The organism is Enemella dayhoffiae (genome assembly GCF_002250625.1).
GTDB classification, from domain to species: Bacteria; Actinomycetota; Actinomycetes; order Propionibacteriales; family Propionibacteriaceae; genus Enemella; species Enemella dayhoffiae.
This window is the reverse complement of record NZ_NMVQ01000046.1, coordinates 79,817-93,483: the sequence shown is the minus strand read 5'-3', so window position 1 is coordinate 93,483 and position 13,667 is coordinate 79,817. Positions and strand designations below refer to the sequence as shown.

Here is a 13,667-nt window from a genome sequence, read left to right as displayed (position 1 = left end):
GTGAGCAGGCTTGGCCCGGGTCAGGGGCGCGTGAGTTCGAGGTCGAGGATGGCACCGGCCGCGGCGACCACGGCGTCGTCGAGCCACGGGGGCACCGGGATCTGGGCGCCGATGAACGGGCGTACCAGGCCATAGGGACACTGCTGCACGGCGATCGCGACCACCAGCGCCAGGTGCTCGTCGCGGCGGCCGAACACCGCCTCGGTCTGCCGGGCGACCATCGCCCAGACCGCGTCGTTGAGCTCCCCGACCTCCGTCCGCAGCGACTCGGGCGCCGACTCGCGCAGCACGCTGTGCCGATACAGCGTCATGCACAGCGCGACCTGCGGGTTGTCGCGACAGAACCGAGGGATGTGCACCGCCTGTGCGAGCAGCGCCTCCCGTGGGTCGTCGATCTCGGCGGTGGCCAGCAGCCCGACGTGAAAGGCGCGGATCGAGCGCATCCACAGGGTGACGAACAGGTGCTCCCGGGAGGGGAAGCGGTGATAGATCGAACCCACCGGCGCCCCCACCTCGGCGGCGACCTGTCCGATCGACGCCCCGAGACCGTGCTCGACCACCGCACGCTGCGCCCCGTCGAGCAGGTCGTCGGTGCTGAACTTCGCCGGTCTGGCCATGACCCGACCCTAGTGCTAGTTTTGGAACATGCAAACTAGAACGCAGTCTCTAGAACTCCCCCGCTGGCTTCACACGGTGGCCCGGGTGTCCTTCGCCTGCGCCATCCCCTCCGCCATCTGGCGTCTGCTGATGCTGGGCGGCCTGCTCCCCGGCACGGCCGACCTCCGAGCGATGTACGCCGAAACGCCCGGCTATGTGATCGGGCTCAGCGTGGTCCAGTTGAGCGCCGGTTTCCTCACCACCGGGCTGGTCAGCCGCTGGGGACGCCAACTCGGCCCGCTCCGGATCAACCCGTGGTTCCCGGTGATCGCCGGCACGATCGGCGGGGCCATCGTGACCTGGCTGTTCAGCATCGACCTGCCACTGGCTCTCCTGCGGGGCGTACGCCCGGACTCCGGACTGCTGCACGGAAGCGCCCTGGCGCTGATGGTCGCCTGCTATGCCCCGATCTTCGTGTGGGGACCGCTGGTGCTGACCAGCGTGGCCGGCTTCGCCCGGCACCGCCTGCGGCCGCTGCGCAACGCCGCGACCACCACGTTGGTCAGCTGACCCGCCACACCCCGGCCCCCTGCGGGCCACGCACCAGCACCAGCCACCCGCCATCAAACGCGCGAACCGCGCCGACCGGCCGCCCGGCCGGACCGTCTCCACCTCGACCGGCCACCTTCACCACCCCGCCCGACTGGGCGACGACCAGCGCCCCAGATCCGTCCAGCAGCACCTGCGCCGGCGTACCGGCATCGACCGCCAGCTCGGGCACCGCCACGGCGCGCACCGATCCCGGCCACACCTGCCAGAGCGCCGCCCGGCCACCCGTCACTCCGGCCACGAAGCAGGCCGACTCGGAGCAGGACGCGCTGTCGGCCCGCCCCTCGTCGGCGGGCAGCTCGATCCGGCGTACGGCCGCCCCGCGCGACTCCCAGATCCAGACAACCGGTCGCCGCCGCAGCTCGTGGTCGAGTTCCAGCTGCTCCCCCGCCACGACCACCAGCTCACCGCCACTGCCGGCCGCGCCGTGCGCCTCGTACTGACGGGTCGTCGTCGAGGCCAGTTCGGTCCCCGCCGACTCCCGTCGCTCCCACCTGGTCCCGTCCTGATCCGCGGTCCACAGCGCCACGTCCATCCCGCGCTCACCGGCCCAACTGCCCACCACCACCGGCCCGGCGCTGCCGGCCACCAGCGCCACCATCGTCCCGGACTCGTGCCCGCCGAACACCCAGAACACCTGCTCGTGCTCGACCACCGCACCGGCGTCCCCGGACCAGGTGGTCCAACGCGGGTTGCCGTGTGCCCCACCCCGCGCCGTGCCCAGCAGGTGGATCCGGTCACCGACCGCGGCGACCTGGACGGGCTCGGCCACCTCTCCGTAGGGCGTTGCCGACCGCAGCGAAACCTCGCTCACCCGCCCGTCCCGCAACGAGAGCAACCGCGGTCGGGTCTGCTCAACGGCGACGGTGTGCCCACCGACCAGCACCTCGGTGCCGGCAGTCGCCAACGAGTCCGGGCTGACCCCGCCGACCTCGATCCGCTGCCAGGCCGACGAGGGCGCCGGATCGGGCCGCGGCGTACACGCAACCAGCAGCAGCACCGAAACCAGCGCCAGCCCCCAGCCGCGACGCCACCACATCAGCCGGTGAAGTAGACCCGTCCGGGCTGGCCCGGTCCGAGCAACTCGCTCACGGTGACCATGGTGAACCCGCGATCCTTCAACCCGCGCACGATGGCCGGGGCCGCGTCGACGGTCGTCGCGTGCAGGTCGTGCATCAGCACCACCGAATTCGGACCCGCCTCGTTGAGCACCCGGCCGGCCACCACTGAGGCGTTGCGATCCCGCCAGTCCCAGGTGTCGTAGTTCCAGTTGATCACCGCGAGCCCGTTCTCCGCGGCCACCCGGTTCACGGTGGCGTTCGTGGCCCCATAGGGCGGACGGAAATAGGTCGGGTTGACCCCGCTGGCGTCCCGGATGCGCCGGTTCGTGTCGCCGATCTCGTAGCGGATCTGGCTCTCCGAGCGGGTCCGCAGGTCGGGGTGGTTCACCGTGTGGTTGGCCACCTCCATGCCCAGGTCGCGCATCCGGCGTACCGTGCCGGGACGGCCGCTCACGTTCGTCCCCACCATGAAGAAGGTGGCCCGGGCGCCCTCGCGGGAAAGCGTGTCCAGCAGGCGATCCGTGTGGGCGCTCGGGCCGTCGTCATAGGTGAGTGCGATGCACTTCTGCACCCGACAGTCCACCCCGGTGCTGATCCCGCGGTCGCTGCGCCAGGTGATCCGACCGCCGGCGAAGTCCTGTTCACAGCTGGTCACCCCGCCCTCGACCCGGCACCGCTCGTTGCTGCGGGCGTACCCGAACCGGCCGGTCTCCCAGCCGGTTTCGGCATAGAACAGTCCGATCGCGCCGAAGACGGCGTACGCCCCAGCGGGCGACCAATAGACCAGCCCGCCCTGGAACCGTTGCACGCAACCGCCGTCGCGCAGGCCGCAGAACTCCTCCTCGGTCGGATAGCTCAGCGGTGAGTTCTCCCAGCCCACCGAGCGATAGCCCTCCCAGATCATGCCGGCGACCCGGTGGGTGCCGACGAACGGCGAGTGATAGATCGCGCCATTGCCGAACCGCTGCACGCAGCCGCGGGCGCGCAGCCCGCAGAACTCCTGGGAGGTCGGATAGCCGGAGGCCCCCGCCTCCCAGCCGTGCGCGATCCAGGTGCGCAGGATCTCCCCGCCCACCTCCCAGGCGCCGGTCGCCGGCGACCAATAGATCGACCCGCGCTGGAAGTGCTGACCACACCCGCCGTCACGCAGACCGCAGAACTCGTCGGTCACCGGATAGCCGAGAAAACTGCGCTCCGAACCGAGTACGCCCCAGCGCCCGAGGATGGCGCCGGTCACCGGGTGCGCCCCGGAGGCAGGCGACCAGTAGATGAACCCGCGTTGGAATCGCTGGCCACAGCCCCCGCCGACCAGCCCGCAGAACTCGGGCTGCTCGGCCTCACCGACCAGCCCGCGGACCTGTTCCCACTTCATCCCGATCGCCCCGGTGACCGGGGCGGCGTGGGCGACCCGGGTCGGCCCGAACAGGGCGAGCAACAGTGCCAGGGCCAGCAGCAACCGGCCGGTCGGTGCGAGACAGCGCGTCATCCCGATCCCCCTCAGGTGTCGCGAGCAGGCTATACCGACCCGTGGACAGGGACCCTTCGACAGGCTCAGGGAGCGGGTCAGCGGCCGAGCAGGCCGGCCAGGCCGGCCAACCACTCGGCGACCCCTTCGGGCCCGTCACAGATGAGGTTGGCCCGATCGGCCAGGGCCTGCTGTTCGACGGAGGCCGAGCAGATGGTCAGCCCCGGGGTTCCCAGCTCCCGCAGGGAATCCACCACGTCGAAGGCAGGCAGGTCGCCCAGGTCGTCCCCGGCGTACGCCACCGCCCGGATCCGCTTTTCCCCCACCAGCACCCTCAGCGCGGCGCCCTTGTCCTGGCCCGGCGAGCGGACCTCGAGCACGTTCTTGCCCGGCTCGACGTGCAGCCCGAGTTCGGCGGCCCGCTGCGAGATCGGCTCGGTGATCGTGCGCAGCGCCCCCGCCGGGTCGTCGGCGCGGCGGGTGTGCACCGCGACCGCCCTGCCCTTGTCCTCCACGTGCAGGCTCGCCAACCCCAGCCGAACCAACAGGCCCGGCAGCTCGTCGAAGAACTCGCGGACACCCTCCGGCACCGGTGGCTCGTCGTACTCACCGGTCGCCGCCTCCCAGCGCTCCACCCCGTACTGCCCCAGCACCACCAGCCGCTCCAACCCCTCGCGCCGATCCAGCTCCCCGAGCCGGACCGCGGTGCGCACCGGCCGTCCGGTGATCACCGCCAGTTGCAGCACCGGGCCGAGACGGGTCAGCGCGTCGACCGCCGCCGGCAGGGCGTACGCCTGCTCGGGATCGGGCACGATCGGGGAGAGCACCCCGTCGAAATCCAGCGCCAGCAGGGAATGCGTGGGGTCGGCGACCATCGCGGCCACGGCGCGGGCACCGTCCGGGTCGCCCCCCAGCTCACTGATCCGTGCGGTGTCAGGCATGCCCACAGCCTCGCAGACGCCGGGGTGACCCGACTGACCGCCCCGGCACCGGGGTATCTAGACTGACCAAAGATCCCGAGGAGGCAGTGTCCCGATGGCTCGCAAGGCACCCCAGCCCGAACGCGCCGACTTCGTCGTGGTGGCGAACCGGTTACCGGTGGACCGGGTGGTGCTGCCCGACGGCACCGTCGACTGGCGCACCTCCCCCGGCGGTCTGGTCACCGCCCTCGAACCGGTGATGCACGGTCAGGACGGCGCCTGGGTCGGCTGGCACGGCGCCCCGGACGAGACGCTGGAGCCGTTCACCGACGACGGGCTCAAGCTGGTCCCGGTACCGCTGTCCACCCAGGAGGTGGAGGAATACTACGAGGGGTTCTCCAACGCCACCCTGTGGCCGCTGTACCACGACGGGGTCGCCTTCCCCGAGTTCCACCGCGAGTGGTGGGACGCCTACCTCACCGTCAACCGCCGCTTCGCCGAGGCCGCCGCCGGGATCGCCGACGACGGGGCGACGGTGTGGGTGCAGGACTACCAGTTGCAGCTGGTGCCGCAGATGCTGCGGGAGCGGCGCCCCGACCTGCGGATCGGCTTCTTCCTGCACATCCCGTTCCCGCCCACCGAACTATTCCTGCAGCTGCCCTGGCGGCGCGAGATCGTGGCCGGTCTGCTGGGTGCCGACCTGATCGGCTTCCAGCTCCCCGGCGGCGCGCAGAACTTCCTCCGACTGGCCCGGGGCCAGCTGCGGATGGACACCAAGGGCGACACGGTACGCCTCCCCGACGGCCGCACAGCCCGGGCCCGGGCGTACCCGATCTCGATCGACGCGCGCGCCTTCGAGGAGATGGCCGGGACGCCGGAGGTGGTGCAGCGGGCCGAGCAGATCCACGCCGACCTGGGTCATCCGAAGACGGTCTTCCTCGGCGTCGACCGGCTCGACTACACCAAGGGCATCAAGCAGCGGATCCGCGCGTTCGGGGAGCTGATCGCCGAGGGCGCCCTCGACCCGGAGGACGCCGCCTTCGTGCAGGTCGCCACCCCCTCGCGGGAACGGGTCGAGGAATACAAGCTGCTGCGTGACGAGATCGACCGGCTGGTCGGGCAGATCAACGGGGACACCGGACGGATCGGGCGACCGCCGATCACCTACCTGCACTCGTCGTTCCCGCGCGAGGAGATGGCAGCGCTCTACACGACCGCCGACATCATGGTGGTCACCCCGCTGCGCGACGGGATGAACCTGGTCGCCAAGGAGTTCGTGGCCTGTCGTCGCGACGGTGACGGGGCGCTGGTGCTCAGCGAGTTCGCCGGTGCCGCCAAGGAACTCAAGCAGGCCTATCTGGTCAACCCCTATGACATCAACGGGTTGAAGGCGTCGATGATGGAGGCCGCCTCGGCCCCCGAGGCCGAACGCAAGCGGCGGATGCGCGCGATGCGCAAGCAGGTTTTCGAGAACGACATCGACCGCTGGGCCGACCGGTTCCTCACCGACCTGAAGCAGGCCGACCCGACCGCGGAGGCCGACCAGACCGGCTGACGTCGGCCGTTTCGCCCTCCGGCACACCCGGCACCGGGCCCGGGTTCGCCTGCCTACTATCGAGTAAGCGGACGTGTCCACAGCAAGGAGGCCCAGATGACCGATCGCCAGAACTTCGACACCGAGCGCAGCCAGCAGCACCAGCAGTTGGCCGACGCCCTGCTGGCGGCATATCGGACCAAGCAGCCGATCCAGCCGTTGCGCGAGCAGCTCTCCGAGATGACCGTCGAGGACGCGTACGCCATCCAGCAGCTCCAGGAGCAGAAGCTGCTGGCCGACGGCGGCACGCTGATCGGGCGCAAGATCGGGTTGACCTCGCTGGCGATGCAGAAGGCGCTGGGAGTCGACTCCCCCGACTTCGGGTTCATGTTCGACGACGACCGGTTCATCGGCCACGAGGACGCCCACTTCAACTCCAAGGACTTCATCCAGCCGAAGATCGAGCCCGAGTTCGCGTTCGTGCTGAAGAAGGACCTGACCGGCCCCGGGGTCACCCTGGCCGATGCCGTGGACGCGATCGACACCGTGCACATGGCGATCGAGATCATCGACTCCCGCGTCGCCGACTGGAACATCAAGCTGGTCGACACCGTCGCCGACAACGCCTCCTACGGTGCCATCGCCTGGTCGGAGCAGGCGCTCAAGCTGGACAAGGACGACCTGCCGATCGTGCAGTGCACCCTGACCGTCGACGGCGAGGTCGTCGGCAGTGGAACCGGTGCCGACGTGATGGGCCACCCGGCCGGGCCGCTGCAGTGGCTCGCCAACACCCTCGGTGAGCGCGGGGTGCCGCTGAAGGCCGGACAGGTCGTCCTGCCGGGCAGCTTCTGCGCCGCAGCCGTGGTCGAGGCGGGTTCCACCGCCACCGCCGACTACGGCGACCTCGGCTCCTTCACCATCCACTTCGACTGAACCCGTCCGACGGGCTCGTCGACCAAGACAAGGAAACGATTTCACGTGTCTGACCCCCAGTTGCCCGACGCATCGGGCCGCAAGTACACCGCAGCGATCGTCGGACCGGGCAACATCGGCTCGGACCTGATGTTCAAGCTGTTCCGCCGCTCCACCCAGATCCAGCCGATCTACATGATCGGCGTCGACCCCACCTCGGACGGCCTGTCCCGCGCCAAGCGGCTCGGCCTGGAGGCGTCGGCCGAGGGCGTGGACTGGCTGCTCAAGCAGGACCGGTTGCCCGATTTCGTGTTCGAGTGCACCAGCGCCAAGGCGCACAGCGCCAACGCGCCGCGCTACAAGGAGGCCGGGATCAAGGCGATCGACCTGACCCCCGCCGCCGTCGGGCCCTACCTGTGCCCGCCGGTCAACCTGGACAGCCTGACCGACATCGACAACGTCAACATGATCACCTGCGGTGGTCAGGCGACCACGCCGATGGTCGCGGCCGTCTCCCAGGTGGTTCCCGTGGAGTACGCCGAGATCGTCGCCTCGATCGCGTCCAAGTCGGCCGGCCCCGGTACCCGGGCCAACATCGACGAGTTCACCGAGACCACCTCCAAGGCGCTCGAGGTCGTCGGCGGTGCCGAGCGCGGGAAGGCGATCATCATCCTCAACCCGGCCGAGCCGCCGCTGATGATGCGCAACACTGTCTATTGCTCCCTGCCCGCCGAGGCCGCCGAGGAGGGCGCGCTGCAGGACAAGGTCCGCGACTCCATCGCCGAGATGGTCAAGACGGTTCAGGACTACGTCCCCGGGTACGCCCTCACCGCCGACCCGCAGTTCGACCACGCCCGTCCGGAGTGGAACGGCTGGGGCCGGGTCACCTGCCTGGTGCAGGTCCGCGGCGCCGCCGACTATCTGCCCGAATATGCCGGCAACCTCGACATCATCACCTCCGCCGCCGCGCGGACCGGCGACATGCTGGTCCAGCGGATGGAGGAGCACGCAGCCAAGGAAGGGGCGCAGGCATGAGCCAGCAGCTGACTGATCAGCAGCAGATCGACGGCGCCGGCCACGGCGAGGCCGTCGGCGACCAGCGTCCGGCCCACCAGGTCCGGATCACCGACACCACCCTGCGCGACGGGTCGCACGCGATCCGCCACCAGTACACCAAGGAGAACGTCACCGACGTCTCCAAGGCGCTGGACGAGGCCGGCGTGCCCATCATCGAAGTGACCCACGGCGACGGCCTGGCCGGCTCGTCGTTCAACTACGGCTTCTCCGGCACCAACGAGATGGACCTCATCTCGGCGGTGAGGGACACCGTCAAGAACGCCAAGGTGGCCGCGTTGATGCTGCCGGGCCTGGGCACGGTGCACGACATGAAGGAGGCGAAGGAACGCGGCATCGACATGATCCGCATCGCCACCCACTGCACCGAGGCCGACGTGTCGATCCAGCACTTCAACGAGGCCCGAAACCTGGGCCTGGAGACCGTCGGCTTCCTGATGCTGTCGCACATGATCGACCCCGAGGGGCTGGCCAAGCAGGCCCGGATCATGGTCGACGCCGGCTGCCAGAACGTCTACGTCGTCGACTCGGCCGGCGCGCTGATCCTGGAGGACGTGTCCGACCGGGTCACCGCGATCAAGCAGGAGATCGGTGACGAGGCCGAGATCGGCTACCACGGCCACCAGAACCTCAGCTTCGGCGTGGCCAACTCGGTGCTGGCGGTGCGGGCCGGGGCGACCCAGATCGACGGTTCGCTGTGCGCAATGGGCGCCGGTGCCGGCAACTCCCCGACCGAGGTGCTGATCGCCGCCTTCGAGCGGCTCGGCATCGAGACCGGGGTGGACCTGAAGAAGATCCTCAGCGCCTCCGACGACGTGATGCGCCCGATCATCCCGCGGCTGCCGATCATGGACCGCGCGTCGATCATCCAGGGGAAGGCGGGGGTCTACAACTCCTTCCTGTTCCACGCGGAGCGGGCCGCCGAGCGCTACAACGTGCCGATCACCGAGATCCTCGAGGAGATCGGCCGGCGGCGCTACGTCGGTGGCCAGGAGGACATGATCATCGACGTCGCCGTGGCCATGGCCAACGCCGGTCAGGACGCCTGACGCTGGCTGAGCCTGTCGACGCTGGCTGAGCCTGTCGAAGCCCGGAGCGGCCCGGTCCCCACACGGGGACCGGGCCGCTGTGGCGTACGCCCGCTGGAGTGACTGGCCCACCCAGAACCAGGAGGATCATGAGCCAGGCAGTCCCGGTCGCGACCCCGCCCACCCACCGACGCGTCCTGGTCGGCTCTCTGGTGGGCAGCGCGATCGAGTGGTGCGACTTCCTGCTCTATGCCCACGGTCGCGCCGCTGATCTTCAACAACTACTTCTTCCCCGCCGACGACCCGTTCGTGGCGATCATGCTCGCTTGGTTCGGCAACGCGTTGACCTTCTTCTTCCGGCCCTTCGGCGGGATCGTGTTCGCCCACATCGGCGACCGGATCGGGCGCTAGAAGACCCTGGTGCTGACCCTGTCGATCATGGGCGCCGCCACGATGGCGATCGGCCTGCTGCCCACCTACGCCGCGATCGGCGTCGCCTCCCCCGCCCTGCTCCATCTGTTCGATGTGGAACGGGCGGTCCGGGCCAGCCAGGTGGTGCTGTGCTGCACCTCCGCACCCACCCCGCTGTTCGACGGCGACTGGGTCGGCGACGGGGCCTGTGTGGTCGCGATGGGCTCGCACTTCCCTGACCAGCGCGAGCTGGACGGTTCGCTGGTCGGCCGCTCGCTGGTGGTGGTCGAGGACCGCGCGACCGCGCTGCGCGAGGCCGGTGACCGCTGCGCGAGGCCGGTGACCGCTGCGCGAGGCCGGTGACGTGGTGCTGGAGATCGCCGAGGGGCAGCTGGCCGAGGACGACCTGCGCACGATGGCGGAGCTCGCCACCGGGAGGGGTGCCGCGGGCCACCGACCGGCCCAACGTGTTCAAGACCGTCGGGATGTCCTGGCAGGACGTGGTGATTGCCGAGGCCGCAGCGGCGGGTGCAGGGTTAGACTGACCTCCCTGCCGACGAATTGAGCACGATGACCACCAACAGCCGCGACAGCCGCACCGCTGTCGACAAGGCCCTCGCCCTGCTGGGCGCGTTCGGCAAGGACGCCGGATCCGGCGTGGGGGTCAGCGAGCTGGCCCGGCGTACCGACCTCTCCAAGTCCACCGCCTTCCGGGTGCTGGGCATGCTCGAGCGCAACGGTGCCGTGGAGCGGGCGGGCAGCAACTATCGACTGGGGCCGCTGCTGACCGAGCTGACCGCGCCGGTGACGCTGCCCGAGGTCGAGCAGATCCGCGACGTGCTCACCCCGTTTCTGGCGCACCTCTATGAGCGGACCCGGCAGACCGTGCACCTGGCCATGCTCGAGGGCAGCGACGTGGTCTATCTGAACAAGCTGCACGGCCTGCACCGCGTGCCCTCCCCCTCCCGCATCGGCGGCCGCATCCCGGCCTACTGCACCGCCGTGGGCAAGGTGTTGCTGAGTCACGCCCCCGATCTGGTGGAGGAGGTGCTCGCCGAGGAGCTGCCGGCGTGGACCGAGCACACGGTGACCGATGCCGACGAGTTGCGGGCCGAGCTGGCCTGGATTCGCGAGGCCGGCATCGCCTTCGACCGCGGGGAGGTGCGGCTGGGGCTGAACTGCGTGGCCGCACCCGTCCTCGGGCCGACCGGAGTCCCGGTGGCGGCCATGTCGGTGTCCGGACCGACCCAGCACTTCGACCCGCGGACCCAGGCGAACGCGCTGCGCGAGGTGTGCGCGAAGGCGTCCCAGGCGTACGCCGCCAGGCTCAGGGCGCGTCGCCGGCAGCACCGGGCCTGAGCCCGACCAGCCAGACCTCGCTGCCGCGGACCTCCACCTGGTAGGCCCGGACCGGCTCCGAGGCGGGCAGGGTGAGCGCCTCGCCGGTGCGCAGGCAGAAGGCGGCGGCGTGCACCGGGCACTCGATGGTGTCCCCCTCGACCCAGCCGTCGGCGAGCCACGCCAGCGAATGGGTGCAGGTGTTGTCCACCGCGAAGAACTCCCCCGACTCCGTGCGCGCCAGGCACAGGTTGTCCCCGGTCCCGGCCATCCGGTGATCGATCTGCACGGCCTGGCCGGGTTCGACGTCGGCGACCTCGGCGATCTTCACGGGTTCGGACATGACCCGCAGGTTAGCGCAGCCACTCCTGCTGGGATGGTCCGGACCACGGATCCGGCCCGGCCCCCGGCCGCGGACCATAACCGGCGAACGGACCCTGCGGGAGAGCGCTGGGTGGGAGTCCACTCGGTGGCGGCGGTACGCCCGGCTGCGGGCGGACCTTGTCCCGGTCAGCGGCCCGGGCCCAGATGCCGACCAGCAGCGCGGGCAGGAAGCCGAGCACGGTGATGATCGCGGACCCGGTGATCTCCAGCCCGAGGCCCTGCTCGCTGCCCGAGTCGAAGACCGAGATGATCGCGGCGGTCCACAGCAGCCCCATCAGCGCGAACAGATAGAAGAAGACCCGCAGCACCTTGGGGAAGGTCTTGCGCAGGTCGAGCAGCAGCAGGTGGCGGACGTGCTCGCCAAGGGTGCGGGTGCGCGGGCGGGGCCCGTCGTCCGCCAGGTCCGAGGACATCACCTGATAGCTGCGCTCGAGGTCGAGCAGGGCGCGCTGCAGTTTGACCTCGCGCTCCGGGTCGCTGTCGGGCAACCGGTTCAGCGCGGACAGCCAGGTGTCGATGTAGCGGACCTCGTTGGTCGCCTTGGTGAGTGCCCGGTCCCGCTCGTCGTCCCAGCGGCGGACCGACAGCTGCTCGCGCACGGTGTAGGCGATCAACGCCAGCAACCCGGTCAGCAGCGGTCCGATGATCGCGCCGATAATCTCGCTGTCCCACATGCCGCCCCCCAAGACTCTGCCTCGATCGTAGGGCCGTCGGGGAGCACCCCGAATCGTGCGGGACTCGGGGAAAGCAAAAGCTCCTGACCGGTTTCACCTTGTCAGGAGCTTGTGGGGTTGGCTCCCCCGACTGGACTCGAACCAGTAACCCTTCGATTAACAGTCGAATGCTCTGCCAATTGAGCTACGGGGGAACGCCGCGGCGCGGTTGATAACTCTAGCAGTGTCGGGTCAAAAGTCGTAATCGGTTTGCAGCCGCTCGATCTCGGCCGCGAGCCGCGCCCTGACCTCCGCGGTGTCGGGGGTGCCGCGACCGCGTCTGGTACGCCACAGCAGTCCCGCCGCGCGGTCACCCAGGTCGCGTCGGGCGCTGATCACCGCCCCTTCGCGGGAGTCGGGCAGGTCGATGTGCTGCTGCACGACGATGCTGGCCGCCACCCGCTCGGCGAACACCTCGGGCAGCCGCCCCGGCTCGTCGAGCACCACCGCCCCGCGGCGGCCGTCGACCAGTTCCCAGCGCAGCTCGTTGTTCTGGGAGTTCCAGCCACCGCGGTCGACCTCGTGCCACCCCACGAACCGCCAGCCGTCTGCACGTTCCTCGGCCAGCGCGTCCGGCAGCAGCACACACCAGCACCCGTCGGTTCGGGTGGCGGTGATCGGCCGGCCGATCGCCCGGCCGAAGCGTTCGGCGTACGCCTGTGCGAGGGTCTCGCGGGTGGTCGGGTCGAGGCTCGTGCGGTGCCGGCGGAACAGGACCATGCGGTCATCCTGCCACCCCCTCCAGCAGGCCACGACCAACCCGTCAGACCGCCATCGGCAGGTCGTCGGTGTGGCACAGCTCTCGCAGCCGGTCCAACGCGCGCGCCTCCAGCCGGCGTACCCGATTGGGCTGCAGCCGCAACTGGCGCCCGACCTCGGCGTACCCGTGCGGACCGCCGGCAAAGCCGAACCGCAGCCAGATCACCTCGCTCTCCAGCCGGGGCAGGGTGGCCAGCCACCGCTTGACCGGCACCCGGTGCTGCAGCACGGCCGCCAGCCGCGCCTGGGCGGCCTCGTCCGACGGCTCCCGCCAGGTGGTGTCGTCGAACAGCACCACCCCGTGATCCGCGTGCAGCGCCCGGGCCACCCGCACCGAGTCCTGGCCCAGGTCGGCGGCCACCTCGACCGCCGTGGGTTCGCGTGACAGCTGCTGGGCCAGCCGCCACCACGCCCGGCGGGCCTGGTGCCGGCGCTCCTGGTCCGGCTCTCCGAGCTGGCGCTCGATGGCCCGCGCGACCGACGAGCGGATCCACGGCAGCGCATAGGTGGCGAAACGCACCCCCGCCCGGGGATCGAACCGTCGCAACGCCTGCGCCAGCCCCGCGCACCCCTCCTGGAACAGGTCGGGTTCCTGGTGACCGGTCCCCCGGGCCGTCGCCCGCGACACCATCGACACCAGCCGCAGGTTGGCCAGCAGGAACCGGTCCCAGGCCTCGGCACCCAGCCGTTCCAGCTCGGTCAGTTCGACCTCACCGACCCTCGGGTGCCCGCCCGCCGAGCGCAGCGCTGCGGCGTACACCCCCACCTCGATGCGGTACGCCAACTCGCGCTCCTCGGCCGCATCCAGCAGCCGTCCCGACCTCAGCCGTGTGATCTCCATGCCTTCACGATGGGCCACGAT

General features: G+C 70.3%; 16 protein-coding genes and 1 tRNA gene. 8 read left to right on the top strand and 9 right to left on the bottom strand.

Going from position 1 to position 13,667, the window contains the following annotated elements; translation table 11 throughout:
* Window positions 1-20: 20 nt before the first annotated feature.
* Complete coding sequence (locus CGZ93_RS17015) at window positions 21-617, bottom strand: TetR/AcrR family transcriptional regulator (protein WP_094365340.1); 597 nt, start codon at window positions 615-617, stop codon at window positions 21-23.
* Window positions 618-702: 85 nt separating this feature from the next.
* On the opposite strand from CGZ93_RS17015, the gene CGZ93_RS17010 reads away from it, so the two are divergent.
* Window positions 703-1,167 (top strand): hypothetical protein, encoded by a 465-nt coding sequence (locus CGZ93_RS17010; RefSeq protein WP_176451818.1) that lies wholly within the window; start codon window positions 703-705, stop codon window positions 1,165-1,167.
* Here CGZ93_RS17010 and CGZ93_RS17005 read toward each other — a convergent pair.
* The 3 genes from CGZ93_RS17005 to otsB form a co-directional block, all read right to left on the bottom strand.
* Window positions 1,160-2,245 (bottom strand): hypothetical protein, encoded by a 1,086-nt coding sequence (locus CGZ93_RS17005; protein WP_094365338.1) that lies wholly within the window; start codon window positions 2,243-2,245, stop codon window positions 1,160-1,162. The genes CGZ93_RS17010 and CGZ93_RS17005 overlap by 8 nt on opposite strands.
* The gene (locus CGZ93_RS17000; protein WP_094365337.1) at window positions 2,245-3,753 is read right to left on the bottom strand and encodes a polysaccharide deacetylase family protein; all 1,509 of its coding nucleotides are present in this window, start codon (window positions 3,751-3,753) and stop codon (window positions 2,245-2,247) included. Before CGZ93_RS17000 ends, CGZ93_RS17005 begins: the two co-directional genes overlap by 1 nt.
* A 77-nt stretch (window positions 3,754-3,830) precedes the next feature.
* A complete protein-coding gene (gene otsB, locus CGZ93_RS16995) occupies window positions 3,831-4,673 on the bottom strand; it encodes a trehalose-phosphatase (RefSeq protein ID WP_094365336.1) in 843 nt (280 codons plus the stop codon).
* A 94-nt stretch (window positions 4,674-4,767) separates the two neighbouring features.
* Here otsB and CGZ93_RS16990 point away from each other — a divergent pair, with 94 nt between their 5' ends.
* From CGZ93_RS16990 to CGZ93_RS16965, 7 genes are all read left to right on the top strand, one after another.
* The gene (locus CGZ93_RS16990; RefSeq protein ID WP_094365335.1) at window positions 4,768-6,207 is read left to right on the top strand and encodes an alpha,alpha-trehalose-phosphate synthase (UDP-forming); all 1,440 of its coding nucleotides are present in this window, start codon (window positions 4,768-4,770) and stop codon (window positions 6,205-6,207) included.
* Window positions 6,208-6,303: 96 nt separating this feature from the next.
* Window positions 6,304-7,119 carry a 2-keto-4-pentenoate hydratase gene (locus tag CGZ93_RS16985; protein WP_094365334.1) on the top strand — a complete coding sequence of 272 codons (816 nt, stop codon included), beginning with the start codon at window positions 6,304-6,306 and terminating at the stop codon, window positions 7,117-7,119.
* Window positions 7,120-7,164: 45 nt separating this feature from the next.
* Complete coding sequence (locus CGZ93_RS16980; RefSeq protein WP_267489751.1) at window positions 7,165-8,133, top strand: acetaldehyde dehydrogenase (acetylating); 969 nt, start codon at window positions 7,165-7,167, stop codon at window positions 8,131-8,133.
* Window positions 8,130-9,221 (top strand): 4-hydroxy-2-oxovalerate aldolase, encoded by a 1,092-nt coding sequence (gene dmpG, locus CGZ93_RS16975; protein ID WP_094365333.1) that lies wholly within the window; start codon window positions 8,130-8,132, stop codon window positions 9,219-9,221. Before CGZ93_RS16980 ends, dmpG begins: the two co-directional genes overlap by 4 nt.
* A 228-nt stretch (window positions 9,222-9,449) precedes the next feature.
* Entirely contained in the window at window positions 9,450-9,611 is a 162-nt protein-coding gene (locus CGZ93_RS18595; protein ID WP_141211265.1) for an MHS family MFS transporter, read from the top strand.
* Window positions 9,612-9,620: 9 nt separating this feature from the next.
* On the top strand, window positions 9,621-9,974 hold the full coding sequence (locus tag CGZ93_RS19095) for a hypothetical protein (RefSeq protein ID WP_229117550.1): 354 nt from the start codon (window positions 9,621-9,623) through the stop codon (window positions 9,972-9,974).
* 207 nt (window positions 9,975-10,181) lie between these two features.
* Entirely contained in the window at window positions 10,182-10,970 is a 789-nt protein-coding gene (locus CGZ93_RS16965; protein ID WP_094365332.1) for an IclR family transcriptional regulator, read from the top strand.
* On the opposite strand, the gene CGZ93_RS16960 is transcribed toward CGZ93_RS16965, so the two are convergent.
* The 5 genes from CGZ93_RS16960 to CGZ93_RS16940 form a co-directional block, all read right to left on the bottom strand.
* Complete coding sequence (locus CGZ93_RS16960) at window positions 10,939-11,292, bottom strand: non-heme iron oxygenase ferredoxin subunit (RefSeq protein ID WP_094365331.1); 354 nt, start codon at window positions 11,290-11,292, stop codon at window positions 10,939-10,941. The genes CGZ93_RS16965 and CGZ93_RS16960 overlap by 32 nt on opposite strands.
* Window positions 11,293-11,302: 10 nt before the next feature.
* Window positions 11,303-12,007: a hypothetical protein gene (locus CGZ93_RS16955; protein WP_094365330.1), complete on the bottom strand. Its 705-nt coding sequence runs from the start codon at window positions 12,005-12,007 to the stop codon at window positions 11,303-11,305.
* A gap of 118 nt (window positions 12,008-12,125) precedes the next feature.
* Window positions 12,126-12,201, bottom strand: a tRNA-Asn gene (locus CGZ93_RS16950).
* Window positions 12,202-12,238: 37 nt separating this feature from the next.
* A complete protein-coding gene (locus CGZ93_RS16945) occupies window positions 12,239-12,766 on the bottom strand; it encodes a hypothetical protein (RefSeq protein ID WP_094365329.1) in 528 nt (175 codons plus the stop codon).
* 43 nt (window positions 12,767-12,809) lie between these two features.
* On the bottom strand, window positions 12,810-13,646 hold the full coding sequence (locus CGZ93_RS16940) for a sigma-70 family RNA polymerase sigma factor (protein ID WP_094365328.1): 837 nt from the start codon (window positions 13,644-13,646) through the stop codon (window positions 12,810-12,812).
* Window positions 13,647-13,667: the final 21 nt, after the last annotated feature.